At 60.5% G+C, this 23,879-nt stretch carries 25 protein-coding genes; 19 read left to right on the forward strand and 6 right to left on the reverse strand.

The annotated features are described in order from the left end of the window. The first annotated feature begins 4 nt into the window (after positions 1–4). Both KP701_RS02020 and otnI read left to right on the forward strand, forming a co-directional pair. Positions 5–1,393: a gluconate:H+ symporter gene (locus KP701_RS02020; RefSeq protein ID WP_252345341.1), complete on the forward strand. Its 1,389-nt coding sequence runs from the start codon at positions 5–7 to the stop codon at positions 1,391–1,393. Between the two features lie 25 nt (positions 1,394–1,418). Then, positions 1,419–2,216, forward strand: a complete 798-nt coding sequence (gene otnI, locus KP701_RS02025) for a 2-oxo-tetronate isomerase (RefSeq protein ID WP_215745508.1) — start codon at positions 1,419–1,421, stop codon at positions 2,214–2,216. A gap of 87 nt (positions 2,217–2,303) precedes the next feature. Here the strand turns inward: otnI and KP701_RS02030 are convergent, their stop codons facing one another. Both KP701_RS02030 and KP701_RS02035 read right to left on the reverse strand, forming a co-directional pair. Next, positions 2,304–4,547, reverse strand: a complete 2,244-nt coding sequence (locus KP701_RS02030; protein WP_215745509.1) for an FUSC family protein — start codon at positions 4,545–4,547, stop codon at positions 2,304–2,306. A gap of 27 nt (positions 4,548–4,574) precedes the next feature. Continuing rightward, entirely contained in the window at positions 4,575–5,471 is an 897-nt protein-coding gene (locus tag KP701_RS02035; protein WP_252345342.1) for a UdgX family uracil-DNA binding protein, read from the reverse strand. A 566-nt stretch (positions 5,472–6,037) separates the two neighbouring features. Between KP701_RS02035 and KP701_RS02040 the strand changes: the two genes are divergently transcribed. From KP701_RS02040 to KP701_RS02055, 4 genes are all read left to right on the forward strand, one after another. After that, positions 6,038–6,505, forward strand: coding sequence for a MucR family transcriptional regulator (locus KP701_RS02040; protein WP_215745511.1), 468 nt, complete (start codon positions 6,038–6,040; stop codon positions 6,503–6,505). Between the two features lie 198 nt (positions 6,506–6,703). Beyond that, the gene (gene sppA, locus KP701_RS02045; protein WP_215745512.1) at positions 6,704–7,540 is read left to right on the forward strand and encodes a signal peptide peptidase SppA; all 837 of its coding nucleotides are present in this window, start codon (positions 6,704–6,706) and stop codon (positions 7,538–7,540) included. A 40-nt stretch (positions 7,541–7,580) separates the two neighbouring features. Continuing rightward, on the forward strand, positions 7,581–7,886 hold the full coding sequence (locus KP701_RS02050) for an integration host factor subunit beta (protein ID WP_215745513.1): 306 nt from the start codon (positions 7,581–7,583) through the stop codon (positions 7,884–7,886). Positions 7,887–8,163: 277 nt separating this feature from the next. Next, entirely contained in the window at positions 8,164–8,313 is a 150-nt protein-coding gene (locus KP701_RS02055; protein WP_215745514.1) for a hypothetical protein, read from the forward strand. A gap of 28 nt (positions 8,314–8,341) precedes the next feature. Here the strand turns inward: KP701_RS02055 and KP701_RS02060 are convergent, their stop codons facing one another. Beyond that, positions 8,342–9,241 (reverse strand): LysR family transcriptional regulator, encoded by a 900-nt coding sequence (locus KP701_RS02060; RefSeq protein WP_215745667.1) that lies wholly within the window; start codon positions 9,239–9,241, stop codon positions 8,342–8,344. A gap of 118 nt (positions 9,242–9,359) precedes the next feature. Further along, positions 9,360–10,334, reverse strand: a complete 975-nt coding sequence (gene trxB / locus KP701_RS02065) for a thioredoxin-disulfide reductase (RefSeq protein WP_215745515.1) — start codon at positions 10,332–10,334, stop codon at positions 9,360–9,362. Positions 10,335–10,431: 97 nt separating this feature from the next. Between trxB and KP701_RS02070 the strand changes: the two genes are divergently transcribed. Genes KP701_RS02070 through KP701_RS02095 form a run of 6 tightly spaced genes read left to right on the forward strand, consistent with a single transcriptional unit; the run spans position 10,432 to position 17,486 of the window. Further along, the gene (locus KP701_RS02070; RefSeq protein ID WP_215745516.1) at positions 10,432–10,914 is read left to right on the forward strand and encodes an Lrp/AsnC family transcriptional regulator; all 483 of its coding nucleotides are present in this window, start codon (positions 10,432–10,434) and stop codon (positions 10,912–10,914) included. Positions 10,915–10,925: 11 nt separating this feature from the next. Beyond that, on the forward strand, positions 10,926–12,032 hold the full coding sequence (locus tag KP701_RS02075; RefSeq protein WP_215745517.1) for a glycosyltransferase family 2 protein: 1,107 nt from the start codon (positions 10,926–10,928) through the stop codon (positions 12,030–12,032). A 13-nt stretch (positions 12,033–12,045) separates the two neighbouring features. After that, positions 12,046–13,437: a glycosyltransferase family 39 protein gene (locus tag KP701_RS02080; RefSeq protein ID WP_215745668.1), complete on the forward strand. Its 1,392-nt coding sequence runs from the start codon at positions 12,046–12,048 to the stop codon at positions 13,435–13,437. 50 nt (positions 13,438–13,487) lie between these two features. Beyond that, positions 13,488–14,423 (forward strand): flagellar motor protein MotB, encoded by a 936-nt coding sequence (locus KP701_RS02085; protein WP_215745518.1) that lies wholly within the window; start codon positions 13,488–13,490, stop codon positions 14,421–14,423. A 26-nt stretch (positions 14,424–14,449) separates the two neighbouring features. Further along, positions 14,450–15,316 carry a flagellar motor stator protein MotA gene (motA, locus tag KP701_RS02090; RefSeq protein ID WP_011251724.1) on the forward strand — a complete coding sequence of 289 codons (867 nt, stop codon included), beginning with the start codon at positions 14,450–14,452 and terminating at the stop codon, positions 15,314–15,316. Positions 15,317–15,368: 52 nt separating this feature from the next. After that, complete coding sequence (locus tag KP701_RS02095) at positions 15,369–17,486, forward strand: prolyl oligopeptidase family protein (protein ID WP_215745519.1); 2,118 nt, start codon at positions 15,369–15,371, stop codon at positions 17,484–17,486. Between the two features lie 120 nt (positions 17,487–17,606). Here KP701_RS02095 and rpsU read toward each other — a convergent pair whose 3' ends face one another. Continuing rightward, positions 17,607–17,810 (reverse strand): 30S ribosomal protein S21, encoded by a 204-nt coding sequence (gene rpsU, locus KP701_RS02100; protein WP_011251722.1) that lies wholly within the window; start codon positions 17,808–17,810, stop codon positions 17,607–17,609. Between the two features lie 188 nt (positions 17,811–17,998). Between rpsU and def the strand changes: the two genes are divergently transcribed. The 4 genes from def to KP701_RS02120 are packed head-to-tail and all read left to right on the forward strand — an operon-like array spanning position 17,999 to position 21,057. After that, positions 17,999–18,511: a peptide deformylase gene (gene def / locus KP701_RS02105; RefSeq protein ID WP_215745520.1), complete on the forward strand. Its 513-nt coding sequence runs from the start codon at positions 17,999–18,001 to the stop codon at positions 18,509–18,511. Positions 18,512–18,522: 11 nt separating this feature from the next. Then, the gene (locus tag KP701_RS02110) at positions 18,523–18,996 is read left to right on the forward strand and encodes a MarR family winged helix-turn-helix transcriptional regulator (protein WP_252345352.1); all 474 of its coding nucleotides are present in this window, start codon (positions 18,523–18,525) and stop codon (positions 18,994–18,996) included. Then, positions 18,993–19,691 carry a response regulator gene (locus KP701_RS02115; protein WP_062449639.1) on the forward strand — a complete coding sequence of 233 codons (699 nt, stop codon included), beginning with the start codon at positions 18,993–18,995 and terminating at the stop codon, positions 19,689–19,691. The genes KP701_RS02110 and KP701_RS02115 overlap by 4 nt, the downstream gene beginning before the upstream one ends. Beyond that, complete coding sequence (locus KP701_RS02120) at positions 19,669–21,057, forward strand: ATP-binding protein (RefSeq protein ID WP_215745522.1); 1,389 nt, start codon at positions 19,669–19,671, stop codon at positions 21,055–21,057. The genes KP701_RS02115 and KP701_RS02120 overlap by 23 nt, the downstream gene beginning before the upstream one ends. Before the next feature lie 6 nt (positions 21,058–21,063). Here the strand turns inward: KP701_RS02120 and KP701_RS02125 are convergent, their stop codons facing one another. Continuing rightward, the gene (locus tag KP701_RS02125; protein ID WP_041110521.1) at positions 21,064–21,636 is read right to left on the reverse strand and encodes an outer membrane protein assembly factor BamE; all 573 of its coding nucleotides are present in this window, start codon (positions 21,634–21,636) and stop codon (positions 21,064–21,066) included. A gap of 107 nt (positions 21,637–21,743) precedes the next feature. On the opposite strand from KP701_RS02125, the gene KP701_RS02130 reads away from it, so the two are divergent. The 3 genes from KP701_RS02130 (at position 21,744) to plsX (ending at position 23,874) form a co-directional block, all read left to right on the forward strand. Next, positions 21,744–22,325, forward strand: a complete 582-nt coding sequence (locus tag KP701_RS02130) for a DUF177 domain-containing protein (protein ID WP_215745523.1) — start codon at positions 21,744–21,746, stop codon at positions 22,323–22,325. Between the two features lie 154 nt (positions 22,326–22,479). Next, positions 22,480–22,692 (forward strand): 50S ribosomal protein L32, encoded by a 213-nt coding sequence (gene rpmF / locus KP701_RS02135; RefSeq protein WP_011251715.1) that lies wholly within the window; start codon positions 22,480–22,482, stop codon positions 22,690–22,692. Positions 22,693–22,764: 72 nt separating this feature from the next. Beyond that, complete coding sequence (plsX, locus tag KP701_RS02140) at positions 22,765–23,874, forward strand: phosphate acyltransferase PlsX (protein ID WP_215745524.1); 1,110 nt, start codon at positions 22,765–22,767, stop codon at positions 23,872–23,874. The last annotated feature ends 5 nt before the right edge of the window (positions 23,875–23,879 follow it).

Below are 23,879 nucleotides of genomic sequence, written 5' to 3' on the forward strand. Positions count from 1 at the left end.
CCTGATGACCCCCATGGTTCTTCTGGGCAGCGCCATTGCCGGCATCGTGCTGATGCTGGTGCTGATCATCCGTTTCAAGCTTCATCCGATCCTGACGCTCCTTATCGTCAGCATGTTTGTCGCGCTTTTTGCCGGAATGCCTGCAGCCAGGATCGTTCCTGCGATCGAGGCAGGGATGGGCAAGACACTGGGCCATATCGCCATCATCATCGCCCTCGGGGCGATGATCGGAAAGATCGTGGAGATTTCAGGTGGCGCCCAGGTTCTCGCGCGCGATCTTATCGCACGTTTCGGAGACCGCCGCGTCCCGCTTGCCCTGACGCTTGCAGGCTTCCTGATCGGCATCCCGGTCTTTTTCGAGGTCGGCGTGATTATGGTCATGCCCTTGCTCTACGGCGTGTCGAACGTGACCCGGCGCTCCCTCATGATTTTCGCACTCCCGATGTGTGTGGCCATGCTGACGGTGCATTCGTTCCTGCCGCCGCATCCCGGTCCGGCCGCTGCCGCCGCACAGATCGGCGCAAATATGGGGCGCATTCTGGCATTCGGAGTGCCGATCACCCTTATGGTCTGTGGGGCAGGGGCTCTGATTGCACAGCGCATGACGCGCCGCGAGTTCATATATGCGCCCGACATCCAGGCAGCGGTCAGCGGATCTGAGGACGGAACGTTCAGTGCCCTGCCAGAAGCATCCGCCCATGCACTGCCTTCGGCTGAGCCGCCCGGATTCTGGCTGATTGTCGGGCTGATCCTGCTTCCGATCATCCTCATCATGTTTGGCACCATGCTGTCGATCTTTCTCCCGGCCTCCTCTTCCTACGCCGGAGCTGCCCACCTTGTCGGCTCACCAGTAACTGCGCTGCTGCTCGATACCCTCCTTGCCGGCTACACGCTGGGACTGCGACGGGGATGGAGCTTTGAACAGGTTTCGACGGTCATCGGGTCTGCGGTGCCCGGTGTTGCCCTGGTGATCCTGATCGCGGGTTGTGGAGGGGTGTTCGGGAACATTCTGGTGGAAAGCGGCATCGGCCACGTCATCTCCGACATACTCCGTACGACCGGGCTGCCTGCACTCGCCCTGGCTTTTATCCTGAGCATGATCCTGCGCGCGGTGCAGGGATCGACGACAGTAGCGCTTGTGACGACCGCAGGGATTCTCGGTCCCATGATCTCGGAGATGCATGCCTCCCCCAACCAGCTTGCCCTGCTCGCGCTTGCCATGGGGGGCGGGGGACTGTCGGTTTCCCACGTCAACGACGCAGGGTTCTGGATCTTCACGAAACTGTCCGGGATCGACGTTGCCGATGGCCTGCGCACCTGGACCGTTCTGACAACAACGCTCGGTGTTCTGGGGTTTCTGGCCACCTGCGTCCTGTGGCCTTTCGTCTCGTAATTCATTGCAAGGGAAGTTTCTCGCCATGCCTGCTTTTGCCGCAAACCTGACCATGAACTACCCCGAGATTAAATTCCCCGAGCGTTTCGACGCTGCCGCGCGTGACGGCTTCAGGGGAGTTGAATTCCTGTTCCCTTACGCTTTCGAGAAACAGGATCTGAGCGCGCGGGTGCGGGGAAACAATCTGCATGTCGCGCTGTTCAACGCTCCGCCAGGAGACTGGGATCGAGGGGAGCGTGGACTGGCGGCACTCCCCGGTCGGGAGGAGGAGTTCCGCCGCACGATCGGGACGGCACTGGAATATTCCCAGGCTCTCGGGAACAGCCGCCTGCATGTCATGGCCGGTTTGCGCGATGCCGAAATTCCGCATGAACGGCAGATGGAAACCTATCTGCGGAATATCGAATACGCGGCCTCTCAGGCGCAATCCATCGGACTGACCATTGTTCTGGAAGCCATCAACACGCGCAACATGCCCGGCTATTTCCTGAATTATCAGGAAGAGACGAAAACAGTCTGTGATCTGCTCAGGGCGGATAACGTCAGAATCCAGTTTGACCTTTATCACGCGCAGATCATGCAGGGTGACCTCGCGGTTCGACTGGAAACCCTTTTTGGATCAATCGCTCACATTCAGGCGGCCAGCGTTCCGGACCGGCACGAGCCGGATGAGGGAGAGGTCAATTACCCCTATCTATTCGCTCTGCTGGACCGTCTTGGCTATCGTGGCTGGATTGGATGCGAATACAACCCACGGGCTTCGACGTCCGAAGGCCTGGACTGGTTGCGTCCATGGCGGGGAGCTGCCGCAGTAACGCCCTAGGTCACTTCGGTAGAGCATCCGGTCCAGTGACTTGCGTGTCGCGGTACAGCGCAAGTCACTGAGATGTCCGAACATGATTTCGCTGTCTCAGCCCTGACCGGAATTGAGCAGGCGGCTGTTTCTTTCGCCCCGGAATGGCTTGCTGGCATCGAGGAAGTCCTCGTTCGTCCGCATCGTGTAGGCGATGACGACGAGATAGGTAATGGCGCGGGTCAGTTCGAGGCGCGTTACCAGATCCGTTTCCTGGGCATCGAGAACACGCAGGCGCCTGACCGCCGCTTCCGCAATACGGGCCGCCTTGTCATGCCGCTTCGTGGACTGTTCCACATAATGCAGAACCAGAAGGATCGGGCGTCGCGCGCTTTCGGGCAGGTATTCACGGTCCAGCAGCGTGCGCAGTCGGATGACGTTCAGGCCGAGTGTCAGCGTTGCCAGCGTGCCCAGAATACAGGCTTCGATCAGCGGGGCCGGGGTTGGTCCGGCATGGCGGATCAGCCGGGCGAAGCGATCCGTATTGCGGCCGATCCAGACGCTGATGCGTGGCGTGAAGCCCGGATGGGCCAGACGCTGCAATTCTCCGAGCATGATCCGGCGCAGACGGAAGCGCTCGGCATCGCTGCTGAACGGCAGGACACTTCGGAAAACGATGACACTGACAGCCACAGCCAGAACAGTCGCCATGTTACCATTGTAAAAGGCGATTTCATTCATGACGTGATGGTTCTCAAGCCCCAGCATGGCTGGAAGCAGAAGCCCGTAAGCCGCTGAGCCACCGGCCGTGGCTGGATTGCCCTTCGCCAGGCCACCCAGAAACATTGCTGGGCCCAGAAAAAGCGCCAGCGTCTCGAAGGTCGTGACTTTCGGCATGAGCACGAAAACCAGGATCCATGCCATGAAATAGGCAGCGACGGCACCTTTGAGGAACTCGGTTGTACCAAGAACAGGGTTTTCCTTGGTTGCGAACAGTCCACAGACCAGCGTCGTAATGGCGATGAAACCGAGCCCGTTTGGCCAGGCCGTCACTTCATAGATATAGGCCGTGATCAGAACAGCGCAGGCACCGCGCAGACCGTTATGGACCGCTTCACGGGTGTCGCGATGGGTTTCAAGCTGGAAATGGAAATGATCGCCTTTGATGCGATGCGTACTGGCCTCGTATTCCTTGATGGCCTGTTCCAGATCGCCCAGAAGCTCCCCGAGGGAGACGAACAGGATGCGTTCATCCAGCCTGTCTGCCCGCATTCCCTGACCTTCATCGGTCTGGTCAAAGGGTTCGAGGCCGGGAATGGGTTCAAGGTCGGGCCGGATGTCGCTTTCGCGATGCGGCGCGGCATAAAGACGGCAGATGTCGCGAAAGTGCTGAAGATCCGCGAGCAGGGCAGGGACGGCATTCTGATCCGGCAGGCGCTGCGGGAACTGCTTGAGGAAGGCAAGGATTTCGTCAGCGGTTTTGGTGAACGCCGGATGATTGTGGTTGAGCACCTGAAGGCGCATGGCCATGCCGAAGCCGCGTGACAGAAGGGCAGAAACCGCTGCGAGCGCCGCACGCGCATGATCGCCTTCATGGCCGTGCGGTCCCATTTCGACTTCTGCGAACTCGATCTGGTCATTGATCGTCAGAATCGTCCCGAACTGCCGCCGTGCGGCATTCAGTGCCCCGCGTTCCTCGCCCAGAAGACTGCATAATGTGGTGGTGACGAGGACCAGGGCGGATTCAAGCTTCTGCCGAAGCTGTGCCCGGGCATGTCTTTCCTGGCTCGTCGCGAAAATGAGTCCCATGAAGGCTTCGCACAGCACGCCAAGCACGATGTACGTGCCGCGTGACATCGCGACCATGAAAACATTGTCCGGATTGGACGCCGCGCCCATGCAGATAATCGAACAGGTATATCCTGCAAGAACAAGGGCATAGGAGCGGAAGTTACTGACGAATGTCGCAAATCCGCTGCACAGGCCAATCCACAGGGCGATCATGGGAAAGAACATCCATGGGGCCTGTGGAGCGGCTGCCATGATGGTGATGGCGGCGATAGCGCCACTGATGGTGCCTACGATACGCCATTTTGCTTTCGACTGGCTTTCGCCCCGGCTGGTCTGCGCGACGGCCCAGACGGTCATGGCAGCCCAGGCCGGATCGTCCAGTTCCATCCAGAACGCAATCCCGACTGCCAGACACGCCGCAATGGTGTTGCGCAGGGCAAAGGTGACGGAGGAGGGGCTGGGTGCGTACAGCCACGAGAGAAAGGGACGCGCGCGCGGCCGCAGAGGTGCAGGCCGTGTGGTCGTATTATCCGGAGTCGGTTGTCCCGAGGATATGGTGCTGCCACTCATTGCGTGAGTTTCTTAGCCCTAACAGCATTATCCTGCGAGAGCGGAAATTGCCATTCTGAGATCGGTTACAAATTTTGTATATTCGCGTGTCTTCGACTCCTCATCGGGGAGGCGCAGCAGATAAGACGGGTGTACGGTTACCAGTCCGATACTTCCGTCCGCGAGCGGAATAGGTCTTGAACGTTCACGCGACACTGTCACCTGACGCCCCAGAACAGCGCTCGCACCTGTAACGCCCAGCATCACGGTCACTTTGGGGGCCAGAACCTTGCGCTCTGCTGCCAGCCACGGAGAACAGGCGGTTATTTCTGTCGCGTCCGGTTTCTGGTGAATACGACGGTTTCCCCTTGGCACAAACTTGAAATGTTTGACGGCATTTGTGATCCACGCCTGTGCGCGGTTTCCCCCTGCTTCTTTCAGGGCACGGTCGAACAGTTGCCCCGCCGGTCCCACGAATGGCCGTCCTTGAAGGTCCTCCTGATCTCCCGGCTGTTCGCCGACAAAGATGATTCTGGCCTCCGGATTGCCTTCTCCCGAGACGGTCCGTGTTGCGGGCCCGCAGAGGTCGCACATCCGGCAGTCGATCGCTTTCCCCCGAAGGCTGGCCAGGGAAGGAGAGGAGACAATATCGGCGGCGTCAGGATGCAGGCGCACCGGAGCAATTCCATCCCACCACTCATTGTCGGCACCGGCTGTTGCAAGACTGCGTGCAGCCGCGATGACTTCGGCAGAATCCGCAATATCCCCTCCCAGTCCCGGGCCAAAACGGTATTCCTGACCATTCCAGCAAAGTGTCCGCTCCGGAGCCAGCACGATCCAGGGCGTGGGATGGAGGTCTGCAAGCGCGGTCGCCTGACTGTCGATGAGGGCGGAAGCATGGGAGGTACGGATTATCTGCCAGTCAGGATTGCGGGCGTCCTGCATCTGGCAACGCAGGTCAAGAACACGCTTCCGGCTCTCGACTGCGAGTCTCGTGAGCTGTTCTACAAGTTCATCCGGAACAGACTGGTCATCACGCAGGGTCTGAAGCGTAATATAAAGTAACTGGAACCGCTCGGGTGCCTCGGATACGAAAACAGCAGGGAATAGAGTCGCGAGAGACCGGGGAACGCTGGTTGTCGAAGGGGCGCTGGGAAGAACACGCGTGGCAGAAGGGGCGTAAAGGTCAGCCGGAGTCTTTATGATCCACCGTATAGACTCGGCTGGTACTCTCTCGTGAAGCAGTTTTCGTGACCAGGCGCGCCAGCCGGAAAAATCACTTGTCGTTGAGAGCACAACAGTTTCGCGGTTCATGTCATCATTCCAGTTGTAAGCTGCAAGGCTGAATACTCCGGAAAAGGTGCTTGCTTTTTTGTTTGCGGGTTATTTTGATATGATGATATTCCTGAATCGGCAAAGGCATGTGCCAAATATTTCCATGCCGCATTTACCTGACCCTTTACAGGCGTTATGGAACTGAAAAAAACATTAGAGCAAAGGGGTGAATTATCATGTCCGAAGACATTTCCAGTACAGGTCTCCTGGAACTTACTGCCAAGATCGTTGCTGCCCAGGCATCCCGTGGAACACTTGAAGCAGAAGCACTGCCCGCCCTGATCCGCCAGGTATACGACGCCCTTGCCAAGGCCGGAGTTCCCGAGGAAGAGCCCCAGTCCGAGCGGCCGCAGCCGGCAGTCCCCATCAAACGCTCTGTTTTTCCGGACTACATCATCTGTCTCGAAGACGGCAAGAAACTGAAAATGCTCAAGCGCCACCTTCAGAGCGCTTATGATATGACACCGGAACAGTATCGTGAGCGGTGGGGTCTCCCCTCGGACTACCCGCTGGTCGCCCCCAACTATGCACAGCGCCGCTCCGCCCTGGCGCGCGAGATCGGTCTTGGACGCAAGATCAGTGCCGCAACTGGCGAGGGCAAGAAAGAGAGTGCCCGCGGACGTCGTACCAAGAAGGAAGACTGAGTATCGTCAGGGCAGGCTGGTGGGACTCTTCCAGATGGGAGCGGTATCGCCAGTCGGCTCTCTTGAGACGACAGGGACAGGAGCGGTTTCATTAACGCTGAACTGAATGCCTTTCTGGCGGGGCAGGTCAAACACCGGCAACTGCTGGTCTGGCGGGTCGGGGCTCTTGTTGCGTTTTTCGGCGCCGTGGTCATTTCGATGGCCGGTCACGGCGGTACCGTCAGTGCGAATTCCATTCACCGGCCGCATATCGTCCGGCTGGCCATCAACGGCATCATCAGGAATGACGTCTCCCAGACCGTGCGTGCCCTGAAACAGGCCCGCGACGCGTCGGATGTGACCGGACTTCTGCTCGTGGTGGACAGCCCCGGCGGCGGTGTGACGGGTGGAGAGCGCCTGCACGAAGCCGTCAAGCGCTTTGCCGCCGTCAAGCCCGTCGCCGTTTCCATGGGGGATATGGGCGCCTCTGCCGCCTATATGCTGTCCGTGCCGGCGCAGCATATCGTGGCCTTGCCCTCTACGCTGACGGGTTCGATCGGCGTTCTTTTCCAGCGTCCCGATGTCTCGGCCGGGCTGGGGCGTCTGGGAATTGGCTTGGATGCCATCACGTCCGGCGCCATGAAGGATCAGACCGATCCTACCAGTGCCCTGACGCCCGAAGGCCGGCAGATGCTTCAGGGCCTTGTGAATGACCTGTTCGGCCAGTTTGTTGCGATGGTCGCCGAAGGGCGCCATCTGACTGAGGAAAAGGTTCGCTCCCTGGCGGATGGCCGGGCCTATACGGGTCGCCAGGCGATTGCCCTGGGGCTGGTGGACGAACTTGGCGACGAAGATGCGGCCCGGCTCTGGCTCCGCAGGCAGCTGAAGATCGGCAATGCGTCATATCCCGTGGTGCCGCTGATCCCCGAGCACTCACGGTACTGGTATCAATGGCCCGGTAAAAAGGCGCTTCTGAAGGGCCTGCTGGGTGGAACTTTCTCAAGTGTGATCGATCGCGAAGGCCTTGACGGAGCCGTTGCGATTTTGCAACTCTGATGGCCCGTTTCAGAAGGCGGAGTCAGGTGGAACAGCTGTCATGACCCGATCCGAACTTATCGCCGAACTGGCGGCCGCGTACCCGCATCTTCTTACCCGCGATATCGAACGTATCGTCCATGCGGTCTTTGACGAGATCGGGGCGGCGCTTGCGCGGGGAGACCGGGTCGAACTGCGGGGCTTCGGAGCGTTTCTTCCCCGCGAACGGGCGGCCAGAACCGGACGCAATCCCCGGACCGGCGATGTCGTGCCGGTAGAGGAAAAAAGCGTCCCCTTCTTCAAGGTGGGCAAGGAACTCAGGGAACGCGTCAACCAGCGCCTGTCTGCCCGCAAAAACGGTGACTGAACGGGCTGTGTCCGTGCTGCATCAGGCGTGTCCAAGGAACGCCCTGCGTAAAGCCCGGGGCTGGTTCGAAGGGCCGGTTCTGCAGTATTGTAAGACTATGAAACCTGTCCCGCATTTTCTGGTTGTGTCTGCCTGGGCTGTCAGCCTGTGCCTGACGGGAGGATCTCTTCTGGCTCCCTCAGTCGCTTCGGCTCACGGAGTATTGAAATCTCCAACCAAGACATCGCTGCATCACACGACCAGATCGCGCTCGGCGCAGGCGAGAATCTGTTACCGGATGGCATCCGGCGTCATTGTACTGGAACAGATGCCCAACAGCGCCCGGCATCTTGGACGTGGAAGCGGGTTTGCTCCGATCGGGGAAGCGGTCTTCCGCTCCAGCAACCGGCTTCATGCCTGTCCCGGCGCGCACGGACGCCGGGGATAGGGAGACGGGACCGTCTCCCGGGTCTACCCTACTCGTGTCCCTTGAGGTTGCTGATTTCTGAAAGAAGGAAATCCCGGAACACCGCGATCCGCTTGGATGTCCGCAGTTCTTCCGGATAGACGAAATAGGCTTCCACCAGAGGGACCTGCTGGTTCGGCAGGATCCTGACAAGCTCCGGATAGCCCGTTGCGGCATAAAGGGGCAGGGAGCCGATCCCCGTTCCGGCCGCAATGGCGTTTGCAACCGCAGAAATATTATTGATCGCCAGTCGTCGGCTTCCCTGACGGGCAACACCTTCCTGCCGCAGCAGGTCCAGTAGCCAGTTCACGTTGGGAAGCGGCAGATGCCAGCCCGCAAAGCTTATGATCTGATGATTGGCGAGGTCTTCCAGTGAATGCGGCGTGCCATTGCGCTCAAGATACTCGGCGCTGGCATAGATCGGCATGGGAAAATTCGCGAGATGACGCTGGACGAGATCCGGCTGTGTTGGCGGATGGAGCCTGATCGCAACATCGGCCTCCCGCATTCCCAGATCCAGATCCGCATCCTCGAGCAGAAGCGTGACTTCGATATCGGGATGCAGCTCCAGAAACCGGTTCAGACGCGGAGAAAGCCAGGACAGACCAAAGCCGGTCGTCGTGGTGATCTTGATCTTGCCGGCGGCCCGTTCCTTGCTTTCGCTCAGGAAAGCCTGGGTGAGGGCCAGTTTCGAGAAGACTTCCCGCACCGTACGGTTCAGCACATCGCCCTGCTCCGTCAGGATCAGTCCACGCGCATGCCGATGGAACAGCGGCACGCGCAGGACATCTTCAAGCGCGGAAATCTGGCGCGATACTGCCGACTGACTTAACCCCAGCCGGTCGCCGGCATGGGTGAAGGACCCGGCTTCCGCGACGGCGTGAAAAATCCGCAGCTTGTCCCAGTCCATCTGGTTTTCTCCCCGTTCGCCGATGCGACGGTCTTCGTCCTTCTTGCCCATACGTCCCGGCGTTATCCGTCAAGATATGTCGTTGAACGGACGAAACTGTCTGAACCGCAGGCGAGGGTCAAGTTTTTGTCATGGCAGGTATGCCAGAAAGATATCGTTCCGCTTCCAGCGCCGCCATGCAGCCCGTTCCGGCTGCCGTCACGGCCTGCCGGAAAATCCGGTCCTGAATGTCACCGGCTGCGAACACGCCTTTGACGGACGTGCCCGTGCCGTCGCTTTCCGTCAGGACATATCCGTCGCTGTCACAAGCCACTTCATGCCGGAACGGACCGGCATTGGGCGTATGACCGATGGCCACGAACACACCGTCCACGTCCAGCTTGGAGAGAACGCCCGTCTGCGTGTCCTTCAGAGCCACGCCGCAGACGACTTCCGGCTCACCCGTGCCCAGGATTTCCTCGACGGCCTGGTTCCAGTGAACTTCGACCTTCGGGTTGGAAAACAGGCGCTCCTGCAGGATGCGCTCGGCCCGCAGACTGTCGCGGCGATGGATCAGATGCACCTTGTCCGCGTGATGCGTCAGATACAGCGCTTCCTCGACCGCCGTATTGCCGCCGCCAATCACAGCGACCGTCTTGCCACGATAGAAGAAGCCGTCACAGGTCGCACAGGCCGAAACGCCACCGCGCTGAAGACGCTTTTCCGATTCGAGACCGAGCCATTTGGCCTGGGCCCCGGTGGCGATCACAACCGTGCGGGCCCGGAACTCGTCTCCCGAGTCTCCGACCAGCCGGAAATATCCGTCCGGCCCCGGACCATTCTTCAGATCGGCCTGTACGATCAGGTCATAAATCAGCTGCGTCCCGACGTGCTCGGCCTGCGCGCGCATCTGCTCCATCAGCCAGGGACCCTGCACAGGAGTCGCAAAGCCGGGATAGTTTTCAACATCCGTCGTGATGGTGAGCTGACCGCCGGGCTGCATCCCGGTGACGAGAATCGGCTTGAGGCTCGCGCGGGCCGCGTAGATCGCAGCGGTGTAGCCAGCGGGGCCGGCGCCAACGACCAGCAGATCCGTATGATGGATTTCAGGCATGATGGGTCCTCAATGGGTATCTGGTCCCCATATAAAGACTTCCGACGCATCTGCCATCTTTGCGGATCATGTCACCTGCCATATACGTCAGAGTGAAATGAACGTACCGCCACACCTCGCACCGATTGAACTGGACGCCATCGACCGGCAGATCATTGCCGAACTCCAGGCTGATGGACGCATGACCAACGTGGAACTTGCCCGTCGGACCGGCATTTCCGCGCCGCCCTGCCTGCGACGTGTCCGGCGGCTCGAAGAACTGGGGATCATCAAGGGCTACCACGCGGAAGTGGATGCGGCCCTGTTGGGCTGGTCCCTGAATTTCTATGCCCTGATCGGCCTCGAGAGCCAGAAAGGTAGCGTGCTGGAAGCCTTTGAGGCGCAGGTCGGCGCCTGGCCCGAAACGCGGGAATGCCACATGATCCGTGGCGGTGGCGATTTCCTCGTGCGCCTTGTCGCCCGCGACGCCGCCCACCAGAACGCCCTGACGCGCCTGCTGACCGATAGCCCGCATGTCGTCCGCGTCCAGACCCTTCAGACCATCCATACAAGCCGTGATCTCGCCGGCGTGCCGATCTGACGGCTGACCCCATGACCGCCTCGCGGCTGCTGCCGCTTCCGGCCGAACTGAGCGTCATCGTCCCGTGCTACAACGAGGTCGCCAATGTAGCGCCCATGGTCGCCGCACTGGACAGCGCGCTCGAAGGCCGGAAGTGGGAAGTCATCTTCGTCGATGACAGTTCTCCGGATGGCACGGCAGCCGAGGTCTCCCGGATTGCACGTCTGGACCCGCGGGTCCGGGTACTGTGCCGGGTCGGGCGCCGCGGCCTGTCGTCCGCCGTGATTGAAGGAATCCTTTCATCGAGCGCCCCCTGGATCGCGGTCATGGACGGCGATCTGCAGCACGATGAATCCGTCCTGCGCACCATGCTGGCCGAACTGCAGGCCGGCGCGGATATCGTCGTGGCGAGTCGACATGTCGAAGGCGGAGACAGTGCCGGACTGGCAGGCCACTGGCGGCACATGCTCTCGGATGCGGGCATCAGGGCCGCCCAGGCCATCATGCCGCACCCGCTCAGTGATCCGATGAGCGGCTTTTTCGCCATGCGCCGGAGTCTCTTTGACACATTGCTGCCCCGCCTGTCCGGAACCGGCTTCAAGATCCTGCTCGATCTGGTCATGTCGGCACCCCGGAATGTGCGCATTGTCGAGGTGCCCTTCGTCTTCCGTCCACGACTGGCCGGTGAGAGCAAGCTCGATATCGTGGTCCTGATTCAGTTTGCGACCATGCTGCTCGACAAGTTGACCCGAGGCTGGCTGCCGACGCGCTTCATGGCTTTTGCGCTGGTCGGGCTGATTGGGGTGGCTGTCAATGTGGCCGTCCTGAATCTGGCAGGCGCCTGCGGTCTGAGTTTTTCCTGGGCCCAGCTGGCCGGAACCGCCGTCGCCATCCTGACGAACTTCATGCTCAACAACCGTTTCACCTATCATGACCGTCGTCTGAAAGGGGTGAAGCTCTGGCGCGGGTTGGTCATTTTCATTGCTGTCTGCTCGCTGGGTGCGATCGCCAATATCGGTATTGCCCGCATGATGCTGGACAGCGCCGGTCATGGCCACTGGGACCGTTCCTCCGCTGCCGGAGCCGTCGTAGGCGTTGTCTGGAATTACGCGGTTTCTTCCACGCTCGTCTGGCGCTGACCCCTTGAGTGATATGACGCGCCACATCCGGCTTTTCTGGGCGCTTCTTGCCGTCCTGACCGTCATCCGACTGTATCTGGCGGCCAATGTCCCGCTGACGCCCGACGAGGCTTATTACTGGGTCTGGTCCCGCAATCTTCAGCCGGGCTATCTGGACCATCCCTTCATGGTTGCACTCTGGATCCGTGTCGGGACATGGATCGCGGGAGAAACGCCGCTGGGTGTCCGTCTGCTGGGGCCGCTCTCCGTTCTGCCGGGGAGCTGGGCGCTTTATCACGCTGCCCGTCGCCTGCTGCCGTCCTGCCCATGGCCGGCCTCGGGCCTTAAGGCAGCGTTGCTGCTCAATGCCACGCTCATGCTGGGGCTGGGCGCCGCCACCATGACGCCAGACACCCCGCTGCTGTTCTTCATCACACTGTTTCTCTACGCGCTGAGCCGCGCTATCGACCCGGAGCTGAAGCCGCGCGCAGCTCTTCCATGGTGGATCGGTTCGGCTGTTCTGCTGGGTCTGGCCTTCGACTCAAAATACACAGCCGTCCTGATCGGTGCCGGACTGGGAGGCGTCGTTCTCATGACGGGACGCCTGCGCCGTCAGTCTGGTCCCTGGCTGGCGATTCCGGCCCTGTTCGTGGCGATGTCGCCCGTCATCCTGTGGAATGCGCATCACCACTGGGCCAGCTTCCTCAGGCAGGGGGGCAGGGCAGGAGACTGGCATCCGGCCCGTGCCGTCCAGTTCATGGGCGAGCTGATCGGGGGGCAGATCGGCCTCGCCACGCCGCTCATTTTCGTTCTGTTCGCGGCCGGGCTCTGGGTCTGTCTCAAACGCAACCGCCTTCTGGCATGGCTGGCTCTTGTTCCGATGGCCGTGTTCATCACGCATGCCTTCGGGGACCGGGTCCAGCCAAACTGGCCAGCCGTGATCTATCCGGTTTTTGCCTTGGCTGCTCTTGAAACAGGCTGGCGTATCCGCTGGCCCGTCATCAGCGGGCTGGCCCTGACGCTCATTGTCTGCATTCAGGCCGTTTTTTCGCCGCTGCATCTTGTGCCGCATCGGGATCCTGTGCTGCGCCTGACCGGCGGCTGGGAAACATTTTCCCGCCAGCTTGCCCTGCAGGCCAAAGCGGAAGGGGCAACCGCTCTTGCCGCCGAGGATTACGCTCTCGCCTCAAGACTGGCATTCACGCAGAATATCCTGCCCGTGATCGGGACGGATCCACGCTGGCATCTTTTCCGCCTTCCTTCAGCGGTGAGCGCAAAAGCCGTCATGGTCGAGGAACAGCGGCACGGCGGGGTTCCCGAAAAATCCGCAACACTGTGCCGCGAAGTCCGCGCTCAACCCATCCGCTGCTACACCGTCAGCCCCCCAGGTTTCACGACCGGTACGCAGCTTCCCGAGCGTTCTTAAACCTCTCCTTAAGACCTTGCCCGCCATACTGGACACATTCAGGAGGCGGGATGTCCAACCAGAACGGCAAAGAAGCTCGAAAGATCATCATCAAGCGTTTTGATGTGGTCGAAGGCGGTCATCATGGCGGGGCGTGGAAGATTGCCTATGCCGATTTCGTAACGGCCATGATGGCGTTCTTCCTTGTCATGTGGCTCATCAACGCCACGACGGAAGAGCAGCGCAAGGGTATCGCCAATTTCTTCAATCCGATGGCGGTCTGGAAGGATATGCCGCCACCGGTGGATAATGTTCTGCCCGCGGCTCCGGAGCCGGTCTCTCTGGAGACGAAATCGGTTGCCCTGAAGCCGGGAAAAGACCAGTACGGCAAGGCGCCCCAGGGAGCGGCAGGCTCCCAGAAGGGGAAGGACCAGACCCCGCCGGGTGTGCATACGGCGCAGATCGTCGTTCTGCATGACAGCCAGATCCAGCCCGGCGAGCCCCCCGTTACGCCTTCTGCCCAGAAAGCCGAACAGGAGGCCAGGGATGCCGCGGCCCAGAAGATCCAGGCGCTCATCAGCAATACGCCCGAACTGGCGGATGTCCGTTCCCAGGTCTCGGTCACGGTCGGGGATGACGGGCTGCATGTCCAGATCGCGGATTCCGATCATCAGCCGATGTTTGCCATGGGGCAGTCCTCGCCCAATCCTCATGCCGTCCAGCTGATCAAGGCGATTGTGCCATATCTTGAGAAACTGCACGGCAAGCTCTCCATCGCCGGATACACCGATGCCGCTCCCTATCGCCCCGGCCAGCTGAGCAACTGGAGCCTGTCGAGTGCGCGTGCAGTCGCGGTGCGGGATCTCGTTGTCCAGAGCGGCTTTCCGGATCGGCGACTGAAATCCGTCAGCGGATATGCTGACCGCAATCTTTTTGACCCCACCCAGCCTCTTAACCCCCGGAACCGTCGCATCGTCCTGGTGCTGTCGCCCGATATTTCTCAATAAATTCAAGTCAGTCAGGAAATTTTCGGATGTTCATCATTATCGGTCTGGTCGTTGTTCTGGGCTGTGTTTTCGGATCGTTTGTAGCGTCTGGCGGTGCTATCGGTCCGCTCGTCTCGTCAATGCCATTCGAGCTTCTGACCATTCTGGGAGCCGCGGTTGGAACCTTCCTGATGGCCAACTCCCTTGGAGCCGTCAAACATCTTCCCGCCGGAATCAAGAAGGCCATGAAAGGCTCCCAGTATGGTCGGGCGGATTACGTCGATCTTCTGAGCCTGCTGTTTCACATCGCGAAGCTGGCATCCTCCAAGGGGTTCATGGCGCTGGAATCCCATATCGAGGATCCCCAGGGCAGTACGGTTTTCGGTGCCTTTCCGAAGATCCGGGACAACCCCCATGTCTGTTCGTTCATCTGTGACTATCTGCGCATGGCGGGCATGAATGCCACCGATCCGTACCAGATGGATGAAGTGATGGGGAACGAGCTCAAGAAGAACATGCGCGAGGAAATGCATCTTCCCCATGCGCTTCAGTCCGTCTCCGATGCGCTGCCGGCTCTGGGAATTGTGGCGGCGGTTCTGGGCGTCATCAAGACCATGGCTTCCATTAGCAAGCCGCCGATCGTGCTTGGCGAAATGATTGCGGGCGCGCTGGTGGGAACATTCCTGGGTATTCTTCTGGCGTATGGAATTGTGGCTCCGATCGCGAGCCGGCTGGGGGGCGTGGTTGAGGAAGAGTCGTCCTATCTCGACCTCGTTCGTTCCGTTATCGTTGCACATCTTCAGGGCAATGCGCCGCAGGTCAGCGTCGAGATCGGGCGCAAAAGCATCCCTTCAGACCTGATGCCGAGCTTTCAGGAAGTCGAGGAAGCCGTCAGCGCAGCTGCTGTGGCCTGATCGGCCGGATGTCTTTACGGTGTCGATATTGTCGGTATCGTAAAGGCTTTCCATGTTTCCTGTTCTTGCGAGAGCACTGTGCCTGTCTCTCTCCATCCTGCCTCTGGCAGCCTATGCCGGTTCGCCTTCTCTCCCGTCTCCTGCTGAACTGAGCCAGACGGACGGGGCGAAGGCGCTGGACTGGGTGAGGGCACAGAATGCCCATACAGAGGCGGTCCTCACATCAGACCCCCGCTACAAACCCCTGTATCAGAAAATCCTGACGGCTCAGCAGTCTCCGGTCCGTCTTGCCGTTCCCACGCAGCAGGGCGGGGAAATCTGGAACTTCTGGCAGGACGATGTTCATGTCCGTGGGATCTGGCGCAGTGCTTCGGTCCCGTCCTTCAATTCCGGTCATCCGGAATGGAAAACACGTTTCGATCTCGATGCTTTGGCCCGCACCGAACATGCCAACTGGGTCATGGAGGGTCTTGAGTGTCTTGCGCCGCAGGATCGCTTCTGTCTCATGTCCCTGTCCCAGGCAGGGGAAGATGCGCATGTGGTCCGGGAATACGACACGCAGACAGACAGTTTCGTAAAAGACGGTTTCGCTCTGCCGTCCGGAAAGCAGACTGTCACCTGGGTGGATGCCGATACGCTTCTGGTTTCGCGGGACTGGGGCACGGGCGATGCGGGGCTGACGCGGTCAGGATATCCCTATTCGGTCCGGCTGCTGCGGCGGGGTCAGTCACTGGCTCAGGCTGTTGAGGTCTATCGTGGGCAGATCACGGACATGGATGTCTCGCCGGAAAGGCTGCGTGATGAGAAAGGGCGGCAGCTTTTCCTTATCAGCCGTCACCGGGATTTCTTTCACACGGAAGTCAGCCTTTTCAATCCTGTCACGCATCAGCTGAGCCGGCTGCCGCTTCCGGAGAAATACGACAGCCTCTCCTATCTGGATGGTCAGCTGGTCCTGCATCTGCTTCAGGACTGGGTCTTGCCCGGACGGACATTCCGTGCGGACAGCATTGTGGCCCTGGATCCGGCAAAACCGTCTGAGCCTCGCCTCATCCTGTCGCCGACATCTCGTCAGACCATCGGGGATGGTATGGGGGACGCTGTGGCGGTGACCAGGGATGGTCTGGCGGTTGTGGTGTATGACAACGTCCAGCCTGTCCTGAAGCTTTTCCGCCATAAGGCGAGCGGGGCATGGACCGCGCGTTCCATTGCGCTTCCCAAGAACATGGCGGCGGAAATCGTCTCGTCAGATCCGAAGCTTGCGCAGGCCTATCTTCAGCTTGAAGGATTCATTCAGCCGCCGCAGCTGTGGAGCCTGAATACGACGTCACAGACCGCGCAGCCGCTGTATCGTCAGCCGGACCTGTTCGATACGTCCGGTCTGGTCGTGGAGCAGATGTCGGCGACCAGCACGGACGGCACGGCCATTCCCTATTTCATCGTTCATGCCCGAGACTGGCAGAAGGATGGTGCCCGCCCGACCCTGATGACAGCTTATGGCGGGTTCGGGCTTTCATATCTGCCCGTCTATCATCCGGATCTGGGGATCACGTGGTTTGACCGTGGCGGCGTTTACGTCATGGCCAATATCCGTGGTGGCGGAGAATTCGGCCCGGCGTGGCATGATGTTGCGCGGCGGGAAGGGCGGCAGAAAGCCTATGATGACTTTGCGGCTGTGGCCCGTGATCTCATCGCCAGGCATATCACGTCCCCGAAGCATCTGGGGCTTCGGGGACGCTCCAATGGTGGTCTTCTGGCGGGTGTGGAATTCACCCAGCATCCCGACCTGTGGAATGCGGCGATCATTGGCGTGCCGCTGCTGGACATGATGAATTACGAGCAGATGGCGGCTGGTGCCTCCTGGGCTGCGGAATATGGCAGCATCTCCGAGCCGGGGCCGCGCGCTTTCTGGGAAAGGATGTCGCCCCTGCAGAACCTGAAGGCCGGTGTGTCCTATCCTGAGCCGTTCATCTTCACGTCAACGCGGGATGACCGGGTTGGTCCGATCCATGCGCGCCGGTTTGCGGCCCGACTGGAAAGCCTGAAGCTGCCTTTTCTGTATTATGAAGATGTGGAAGGTGGTCATGCCGGTACGGTCAATGCCGCTGAAATCGCGCATGAGCGGGCTCTTGAGGCGGTCTATCTCAGTCACAAGCTGATGGACGCGCAATAACTCACGTCACGCCCCTGTCCGTTCAAAGGAACGGGCAGGGGGGAGGGCCGAATTTCAGGTACAAAAAAAGCCGCTGTCCCGAAGGACGCGGCTCTTTTTCCGTTCGGAGGACGTGAAGGCTTAGAAGCCTTCGCGCTCCAGACGCTTACGCTCCATCTTGCGGGCGCGACGAACAGCTTCGGCTGCTTCGCGGGCGCGCTTCTCGGAGGGCTTTTCGAAGTGGCGACGCAGCTTCATCTCACGAAACACGCCTTCGCGCTGCATCTTCTTCTTGAGCGCCTTAAGCGCCTGGTCAACATTGTTGTCACGAACGAGAACCTGCACGGTGCCGTCAACTCCTTATGGGCCCGCTCTTCAGCGCCACCCGTGATATGGCATTCCAACTAAGGATGGTGCCCTTAACACATCTTTCGCGGGGAACGCAATTCATTCAGGAACGCTTGAATGGATTATTCCCAACGCGCACTCTGGGGCACCCGGATGCCACTCCCGTTTGAAGGACAGACGTTTTCATGGCCCTGCTCAAGATTGCCCGCATGGGCAACCCCGTTCTGCATCAGGTAGCACAGGCCGTTTCCGACCCGAAAGCCCCGGAAATCCAGTCGCTCATCGCAGATATGCTGGAAACGATGGCCGATGCCCGGGGGGCCGGACTGGCTGCGCCGCAGGTTCATCAGCCCCTGCGGATTTTCGTCTATCACGTTCCCACGAACCGCGTGGCGAATCCCGAAGAGGCATTGCTGCCCCGCGTTCTCATCAATCCCGAAATCACGCCTGTCGGTGATGAAATGATGATCTGCAGCGAGGGCTGCCTGTCGATTCCGGGGCTGCGGGCCGATGTTCCGCGCCATGCGAAGGTCCGGTATTCCGGTCTGGATGAGAATGGTGAGCTGCTCGAAGGTGAGGCGACCGGTTTTCATGCCAATGTCCTGCAACACGAGAACGACCATCTGAACGGCATTCTCTATCCGCAGCGCGTTACCGATTTCGGGCGATTCGGATATGTGGAAGAAATTCTCCGGTGAGTTCCCGTCTTATGGACGTTTCGTCATCTGCCACGGCGCATCTCTATCTGCGCGAAGATCGTATCCGTCAGTCCTACGAAGCCATGATGCTGGCCTGGCGGACCCTGAATGCCGATTGCGAGGCGCTTTTGCGTGAAAAGGGGCTGGGGCCTGCGCATCATCGCATCCTGTTCCTGACGGCCGCCCATCCGGGGATCACGCCCGGCGTTCTGCTGAACAGTCTGGGCATTACCAAGCAGTCTCTGGGGCGTGCTCTGGGAGATCTGCGGGAGCGCAAACTGCTCATTCAGGAAGAAGACCGTCATGACCGCCGCAAACGGCCCCTGCGGTTGACGGCGAGTGGAGAAGCGCTGGAGCGCGAACTCTTTCTCATGATCCGCGAAGTCATGACCCGGGCGTATCGCGAAGCCGGCATGACGGCTGTCGAAGGGTTCAGGCGTGTTCTGGCGTCTCTTCAGGTTCCGGCGGAAAGTCGTGCACGATGAGCGATGAACATATCCTGGTGGTCGATGATGATCCGCGTCTGCTGCGTCTGCTTCAGCGTTACCTGTCGGAAAATGGCTATCGTGTCAGTACGGCGCTCGATGCGCAGACGGCACGGGACGTCCTGCAGCGGATTCAGCCGGATGCTCTTGTCCTCGATGTGACGATGCCGGGCGAGGACGGCCTGTCCCTGACGAACAGTCTGCGCAGGGACGGTCTGTCGCTGCCGATTCTGCTTCTTACGGCGCGTGGTGAACCGGCGGACCGGATTGGCGGGCTGGAAGCGGGGGCAGATGACTATCTGGGCAAGCCCTTCGAGCCGCGTGAACTTCTGCTCCGTCTGCGGGCGCATCTGCGCAGGATGGTTCCGTCCCTGCCGGCTGTGGATGAGGTTCCCGATGTCCTGCGTCTGGGGGAGCTGGAATTTGACGTCAAACGTGGCCTTCTCAGCGGACCGCAGGGAGCGGTCCATCTGACGGGTGGTGAGTCCGCGCTTCTTGGGGTGCTGACCCGTCAGCCCGGGACGGTGCTCTCCCGTGAAGCCATCGCCCGCGCTCTTGAAATGGACGAGATCGGTGAGCGGGCCGTCGATGTGCAGGTCACGCGCCTGCGTCGCCGGATCGAGGCCGATCCCAAGGAGCCGCGTTTCCTTCATACCGTCCGGGGAAAGGGCTATGTTCTCAAGCCGGGACGCTGATGTGAGGGAGCGGGACGATGCCTGGCAGAAGCTGGACCGCCCGCTGAGGCGTATCCTGCCGCGTTCCCTGATGGGACGATCCATGCTGATCGTTCTCATTCCGCTGCTGGTCACGCAGGCCATTGCGCTGGGCCTGTTTTATGGCACCTACCTGAATGTGGTCTCGCGGCGCCTGTCAGATGGTGTGACGGGTGAGGTCTCACTCGTCATTGCCATGATCGAGCACACCTCTTCAGAGGCCGAGCGGACGCTCGTTCTTCAGGACGCGTCGTCCCGGACCCAGCTCGGATTTTCATTTCAGCCTGGTGAAACGCTTTCCCGGTATGGCACCAATCACGTCCTCGGCCCGATGGATGATGATTTCGCGCGTTCCATCCGGCAGAATCTTGGGCGGCCCTATGATGTGGACTGGTCGGAATCTCCGCAGACCGTCCGGGCATCCATCCAGCTTCCGCAGGGTGTGATGGTGGTCATGGTGCCGGTGAAGCGTCTGAATATCGGGCCGATCTGGCTGTTTGTCGTCTGGGCCGTCAGCAGTTCCATCGTACTGTTCCTGATCGCAGGTCTGTTCATGCGCAATCAGGTGCGGGCCATTCGCAGGCTGGGTCATGCGGCCGAACTGTTCGGTATGGGGCGGGACCAGGGACCGATCCGCCCACAGGGCGCTCGGGAAGTCCGTCAGGCCGCTATTGCCTTCAACCGCATGCAGGCGCGCGTCAATCGTTTCGTGGCTCAGAGGACGGCGGTTCTCGCCGGAGTGTCGCATGATCTGCGGACGCCTCTGACCCGGCTGCGTTTAACCGTTGCCATGTTTCCGACCTTTGGTCCGATCCGCGCCGAGACCCTGAAGCCGGATATTGCGGATATGGTTGCGGATATTGAGGACATGGAGCGCCTGATCGGCAGCTATCTGTCATTTGCCCGGGGGGAAGGCGCGGAAGAGCCCGTTCTGACCGATCTGAGAGGCATGCTGGATGATGTCGCGGCAGCCACGGTGAGAGCCGGGGGGCAGGTTCTGGGCGTGGAGGGGCGTGAGGGCGTGGAAGCTACGGTGCGCCCCGATGCTCTGCGGCGTGTGCTGACAAATCTTGCGGAAAATGCCCGCCGTCACGGGGGGGCAATGCGCTTTTCCCTGCGTGAGGGAGAGCGGAACGTTGAAATCACGGTTGAGGATAACGGTCCGGGTCTGTCGGCCAGTCGGCGGGCGGCAATTTCGGAGCTTAATGGCACGACGGCCAGCCAGGACGGGAACAGCGGGCTGGGGCTGACGATCGTGCGGGACATCATTCATGCCCATGGCGGATCGATCCGTCTGGTGGAGAGCCCGCTGGGAGGTCTGGGCGTGGTGCTCAGCCTCCCGAAATAGTCAGGCTCAGGGCAGCGTATTGCCAGCGCCGCCATTCCCGGTGCCCTGACCGCCCATCGGGCCCGTGCTGCCACCGAACTGGCTGCTCATGCCGCTCATCGGGTTGTAGCGGCCGACATTGCCCAGCAGTTCCTGCAGGATGGACGAGCTGGTGCCCGGTGTCGGGGTCTTCGCGCCCACCATGCCGACATACATCGCGTTCTTCTTGTTCAGCGTGTCCATCTTGCGCAGGACGCCGCCGTTATCGAAGTTCAGGACGACGACCTGCTGCTTCTTCACGCTCGGGAAGGTTAGTGGCGTCGGGGACGTGATCATGGACACGTAGATCCATGTGTTGTCGTCGAAGGTCGCGTGGGCGGTCGGCGATCCCAGCAGATCCAGAACATCGGTGCGGGTGCTCGTTCCGGGAACGAGCTGCGCGTAGTCGGTCTTTTCGATCAGGGAGCCGCGCGGCTCGGGAATCGGGGAAAAGAACGAGCATCCGCCGAGCAGCAGCGGGACACATGCCACTCCGGCCTGTGCGAAACGGCGAAGGAGGCGTGTTCTGCTTTGGGGCGTCGGGGAAGATGCGTTATTCATGGATCCGGAAACTATCCTGTGCAAGAGAACCGCTCAAATGAGCGCGTGCCCGAACGGCGCCTGCATGTCAACGATTTCCCCCATATTCCGGGGGGTGGAGTGCCTGAATGTCCCATTCACCCGAATTTTCCCGACGCATCCCCTTCAATCGGCTGGGATCGGGACTGGACGAGACGATCGAGGCCTCGCCCGCCGAGCGCAAGGCTCTCGCCGCCCGGCTCGGAATCCCCGAGATCGAAACTTTGGTCTGCCGGTTCCGCCTGATACCTTCGGAGAACCGGAGCGTTCTGGCGGAAGGGCATCTTTCGGCGAAGGTTACGCAGATCTGTGTCATTACGTCCGAGCCTTTCGAGGACGTGCTGGCCGAGACCTTCTTCCTGAAGTTCATTCCTGCAGCCGACATGTCGGAAGACGAATTCGACATCGATTCCATCGATCTGGATGGACCGGACGAGGTTCCGCATGATGGAAAGGCCGTCGATATCGGTGAGGCGGCGGCCGAACAGCTGGCCCTGATGCTGGACCCGTATCCGCGCAAACCCGGCGCCGGTCTGGAAAATGCAGTTGACGTGGCGCCTGCAGAAGGGGAAGAAGGGGCACATCTGTCTGGCGAGGGGCCGGATGGTCCGCGCCGGCCCAATCCGTTTTCGGCGCTTTCCGTGCTGAAAAACGGGGACAGGAAAGAATAAAAATCCCACGTCTGACTTGCGGGTTGCCCCGGGCTCTGCTAGAGCCGCCCGCCTGAACTCGACGTAATTACGAGACGACGAACAACAGGGCACCGGATGCCGCGGGGAGCGGAGCAGGGGTGCCGACACTGAAGCAGAAAGAGGCATAAAAGCCATGGCCGTCCCTAAAAGAAAGACTACGCCGTCCCGTCGTGGCATGCGTCGCAGCCACCAAGCCCTGGGTGTCGAGGCTCATGCAGAGTGCTCGAACTGTGGCGAGATGAAGCGTCCGCACCACGTTTGCAGCCACTGTGGCCATTATGACGGCCGCGAAGTGGTCGCTGCTGGAAACAGCGGCAAGGGCCTGAAGACCGCCGTCCGCGCCTGATCCCTACCTGCGGGTCCGTGGCTTTCAGAGAGCGCGGCCCGCATCTGTGATGCTGTCCGGGAAACTGTCTCAATGACCAAAGCGCCTGTCACGCCCGAACGTGACATCGCGGCCTCCGGGCCTTACGCCCTCGCCGTCGATGCAATGGGTGGTGACAGGGCCCCGGATATCGTCCTTGCCGGACTCGATCTGGCCGCCGACCGGCACCCAAAGGCCCGTATTCTCCTGATCGGGGATGAGGCCCTTCTCAGACCGGCTCTGGCAAAATATCCAAAAGCTGCCCGTCTGTGTGATATCCGCCATGCTGCGGCAAGTATTTCCATGGACATGAAACCGACTGCCGCGCTCCGTGTGCGGGGTTCGTCCATGCGCATGGCCATGGAAGCCGTCGCCGCCGGAGAAGCCTGCGGTGTCGTGTCGGCTGGCAACAGCGGCGCCATGCTTGCGCTGGCCAAGATCATCGTCAAAGCCCTGCCAGGCATTTCCCGTCCGGCCATGATTGCTGTCGAGCCTTCTGCGCGCGGTGATATCGTGATGCTGGATCTCGGGGCGAACATCGCCTGCGATGCCCGTAACCTGGTCGAATTTGCGATCATGGGTGAAGCCTTTGCACAGGCGGCCCTTGGTCTTCCGTCTCCTACGATTGGTCTTCTCAATGTCGGCTCGGAAGAACTGAAGGGCGATGACCGTCTACGTCAGGCGTCTGAACGGTTGCGGGCCAGCCCGCTGGCTCCCCAGTTCCACGGCTTTGTGGAAGGTCATGACATCACGGCCGGGACGACCGATGTGGTGGTGACGGATGGTTTTACGGGGAATGTTGCCCTGAAAACCGGTGAAGGCGCGCTCAAGCTCGCCTTCAGTCTCCTGCGGCGCGTCTTCGAGACCAATCTTCTGACCCGTCTGGGGTATCTTCTGGTCAAGCCGGGTCTGGAGCGGATGCGGGAATGGATCGATCCGCGTCGCTATAACGGCGCCCTGTTTGTCGGCCTGAACGGTATTGTCGTGAAGTCGCATGGTGGTGCCGATGGTGAGAGCTTTGCCGCGGCCGTCGATGTTGCCATGGATGCTGTCACGCACCATCTGAACGACAAGATCCGTGCCCGCCTGGAGCAGCTGGGAATGGGGGCTCCTGAGCCTGTCGCTCCCGTCGCTGCCAAGGCCGCCCCTGAACCTGTGAGCTGAAAAAC

Origin of the sequence: Gluconobacter sp. P1C6_b (assembly GCF_018811945.1) — a bacterium.
GTDB lineage: Bacteria > Pseudomonadota > Alphaproteobacteria > Acetobacterales > Acetobacteraceae > Gluconobacter.

Bases quoted from the DNA above. Each gene is read 5' to 3' on its own strand.
- KP701_RS02035 (WP_252345342.1), bottom strand. From the start codon at position 5,471: ATGCAGGACGCCCGCAATCCTGACTGGCAGATAATCCGTACCTCCCAT.
- KP701_RS02030 (WP_215745509.1), bottom strand. From the start codon at position 4,547: ATGAGTGGCAGCACCATATCCTCGGGACAACCGACTCCGGATAATACG.
- rpmF (WP_011251715.1), top strand. From the start codon at position 22,480: ATGGCCGTCCCTAAAAGAAAGACTACGCCGTCCCGTCGTGGCATGCGT.
- def (WP_215745520.1), top strand. From the start codon at position 17,999: ATGGCCCTGCTCAAGATTGCCCGCATGGGCAACCCCGTTCTGCATCAG.
- sppA (WP_215745512.1), top strand. From the start codon at position 6,704: ATGGCCGGTCACGGCGGTACCGTCAGTGCGAATTCCATTCACCGGCCG.
- KP701_RS02080 (WP_215745668.1), top strand. From the start codon at position 12,046: ATGACGCGCCACATCCGGCTTTTCTGGGCGCTTCTTGCCGTCCTGACC.
- trxB (WP_215745515.1), bottom strand. From the start codon at position 10,334: ATGCCTGAAATCCATCATACGGATCTGCTGGTCGTTGGCGCCGGCCCC.
- plsX (WP_215745524.1), top strand. From the start codon at position 22,765: ATGACCAAAGCGCCTGTCACGCCCGAACGTGACATCGCGGCCTCCGGG.
- KP701_RS02040 (WP_215745511.1), top strand. From the start codon at position 6,038: ATGTCCGAAGACATTTCCAGTACAGGTCTCCTGGAACTTACTGCCAAG.
- KP701_RS02075 (WP_215745517.1), top strand. From the start codon at position 10,926: ATGACCGCCTCGCGGCTGCTGCCGCTTCCGGCCGAACTGAGCGTCATC.
- KP701_RS02055 (WP_215745514.1), top strand. From the start codon at position 8,164: ATGGCATCCGGCGTCATTGTACTGGAACAGATGCCCAACAGCGCCCGG.
- KP701_RS02110 (WP_252345352.1), top strand. From the start codon at position 18,523: ATGGACGTTTCGTCATCTGCCACGGCGCATCTCTATCTGCGCGAAGAT.
- KP701_RS02095 (WP_215745519.1), top strand. From the start codon at position 15,369: ATGTTTCCTGTTCTTGCGAGAGCACTGTGCCTGTCTCTCTCCATCCTG.
- KP701_RS02070 (WP_215745516.1), top strand. From the start codon at position 10,432: ATGAACGTACCGCCACACCTCGCACCGATTGAACTGGACGCCATCGAC.
- KP701_RS02120 (WP_215745522.1), top strand. From the start codon at position 19,669: ATGTTCTCAAGCCGGGACGCTGATGTGAGGGAGCGGGACGATGCCTGG.
- motA (WP_011251724.1), top strand. From the start codon at position 14,450: ATGTTCATCATTATCGGTCTGGTCGTTGTTCTGGGCTGTGTTTTCGGA.
- KP701_RS02085 (WP_215745518.1), top strand. From the start codon at position 13,488: ATGTCCAACCAGAACGGCAAAGAAGCTCGAAAGATCATCATCAAGCGT.
- KP701_RS02130 (WP_215745523.1), top strand. From the start codon at position 21,744: ATGTCCCATTCACCCGAATTTTCCCGACGCATCCCCTTCAATCGGCTG.
- KP701_RS02125 (WP_041110521.1), bottom strand. From the start codon at position 21,636: ATGAATAACGCATCTTCCCCGACGCCCCAAAGCAGAACACGCCTCCTT.
- otnI (WP_215745508.1), top strand. From the start codon at position 1,419: ATGCCTGCTTTTGCCGCAAACCTGACCATGAACTACCCCGAGATTAAA.
- KP701_RS02060 (WP_215745667.1), bottom strand. From the start codon at position 9,241: ATGGACTGGGACAAGCTGCGGATTTTTCACGCCGTCGCGGAAGCCGGG.
- KP701_RS02050 (WP_215745513.1), top strand. From the start codon at position 7,581: ATGACCCGATCCGAACTTATCGCCGAACTGGCGGCCGCGTACCCGCAT.
- KP701_RS02115 (WP_062449639.1), top strand. From the start codon at position 18,993: ATGAGCGATGAACATATCCTGGTGGTCGATGATGATCCGCGTCTGCTG.
- KP701_RS02020 (WP_252345341.1), top strand. From the start codon at position 5: ATGACCCCCATGGTTCTTCTGGGCAGCGCCATTGCCGGCATCGTGCTG.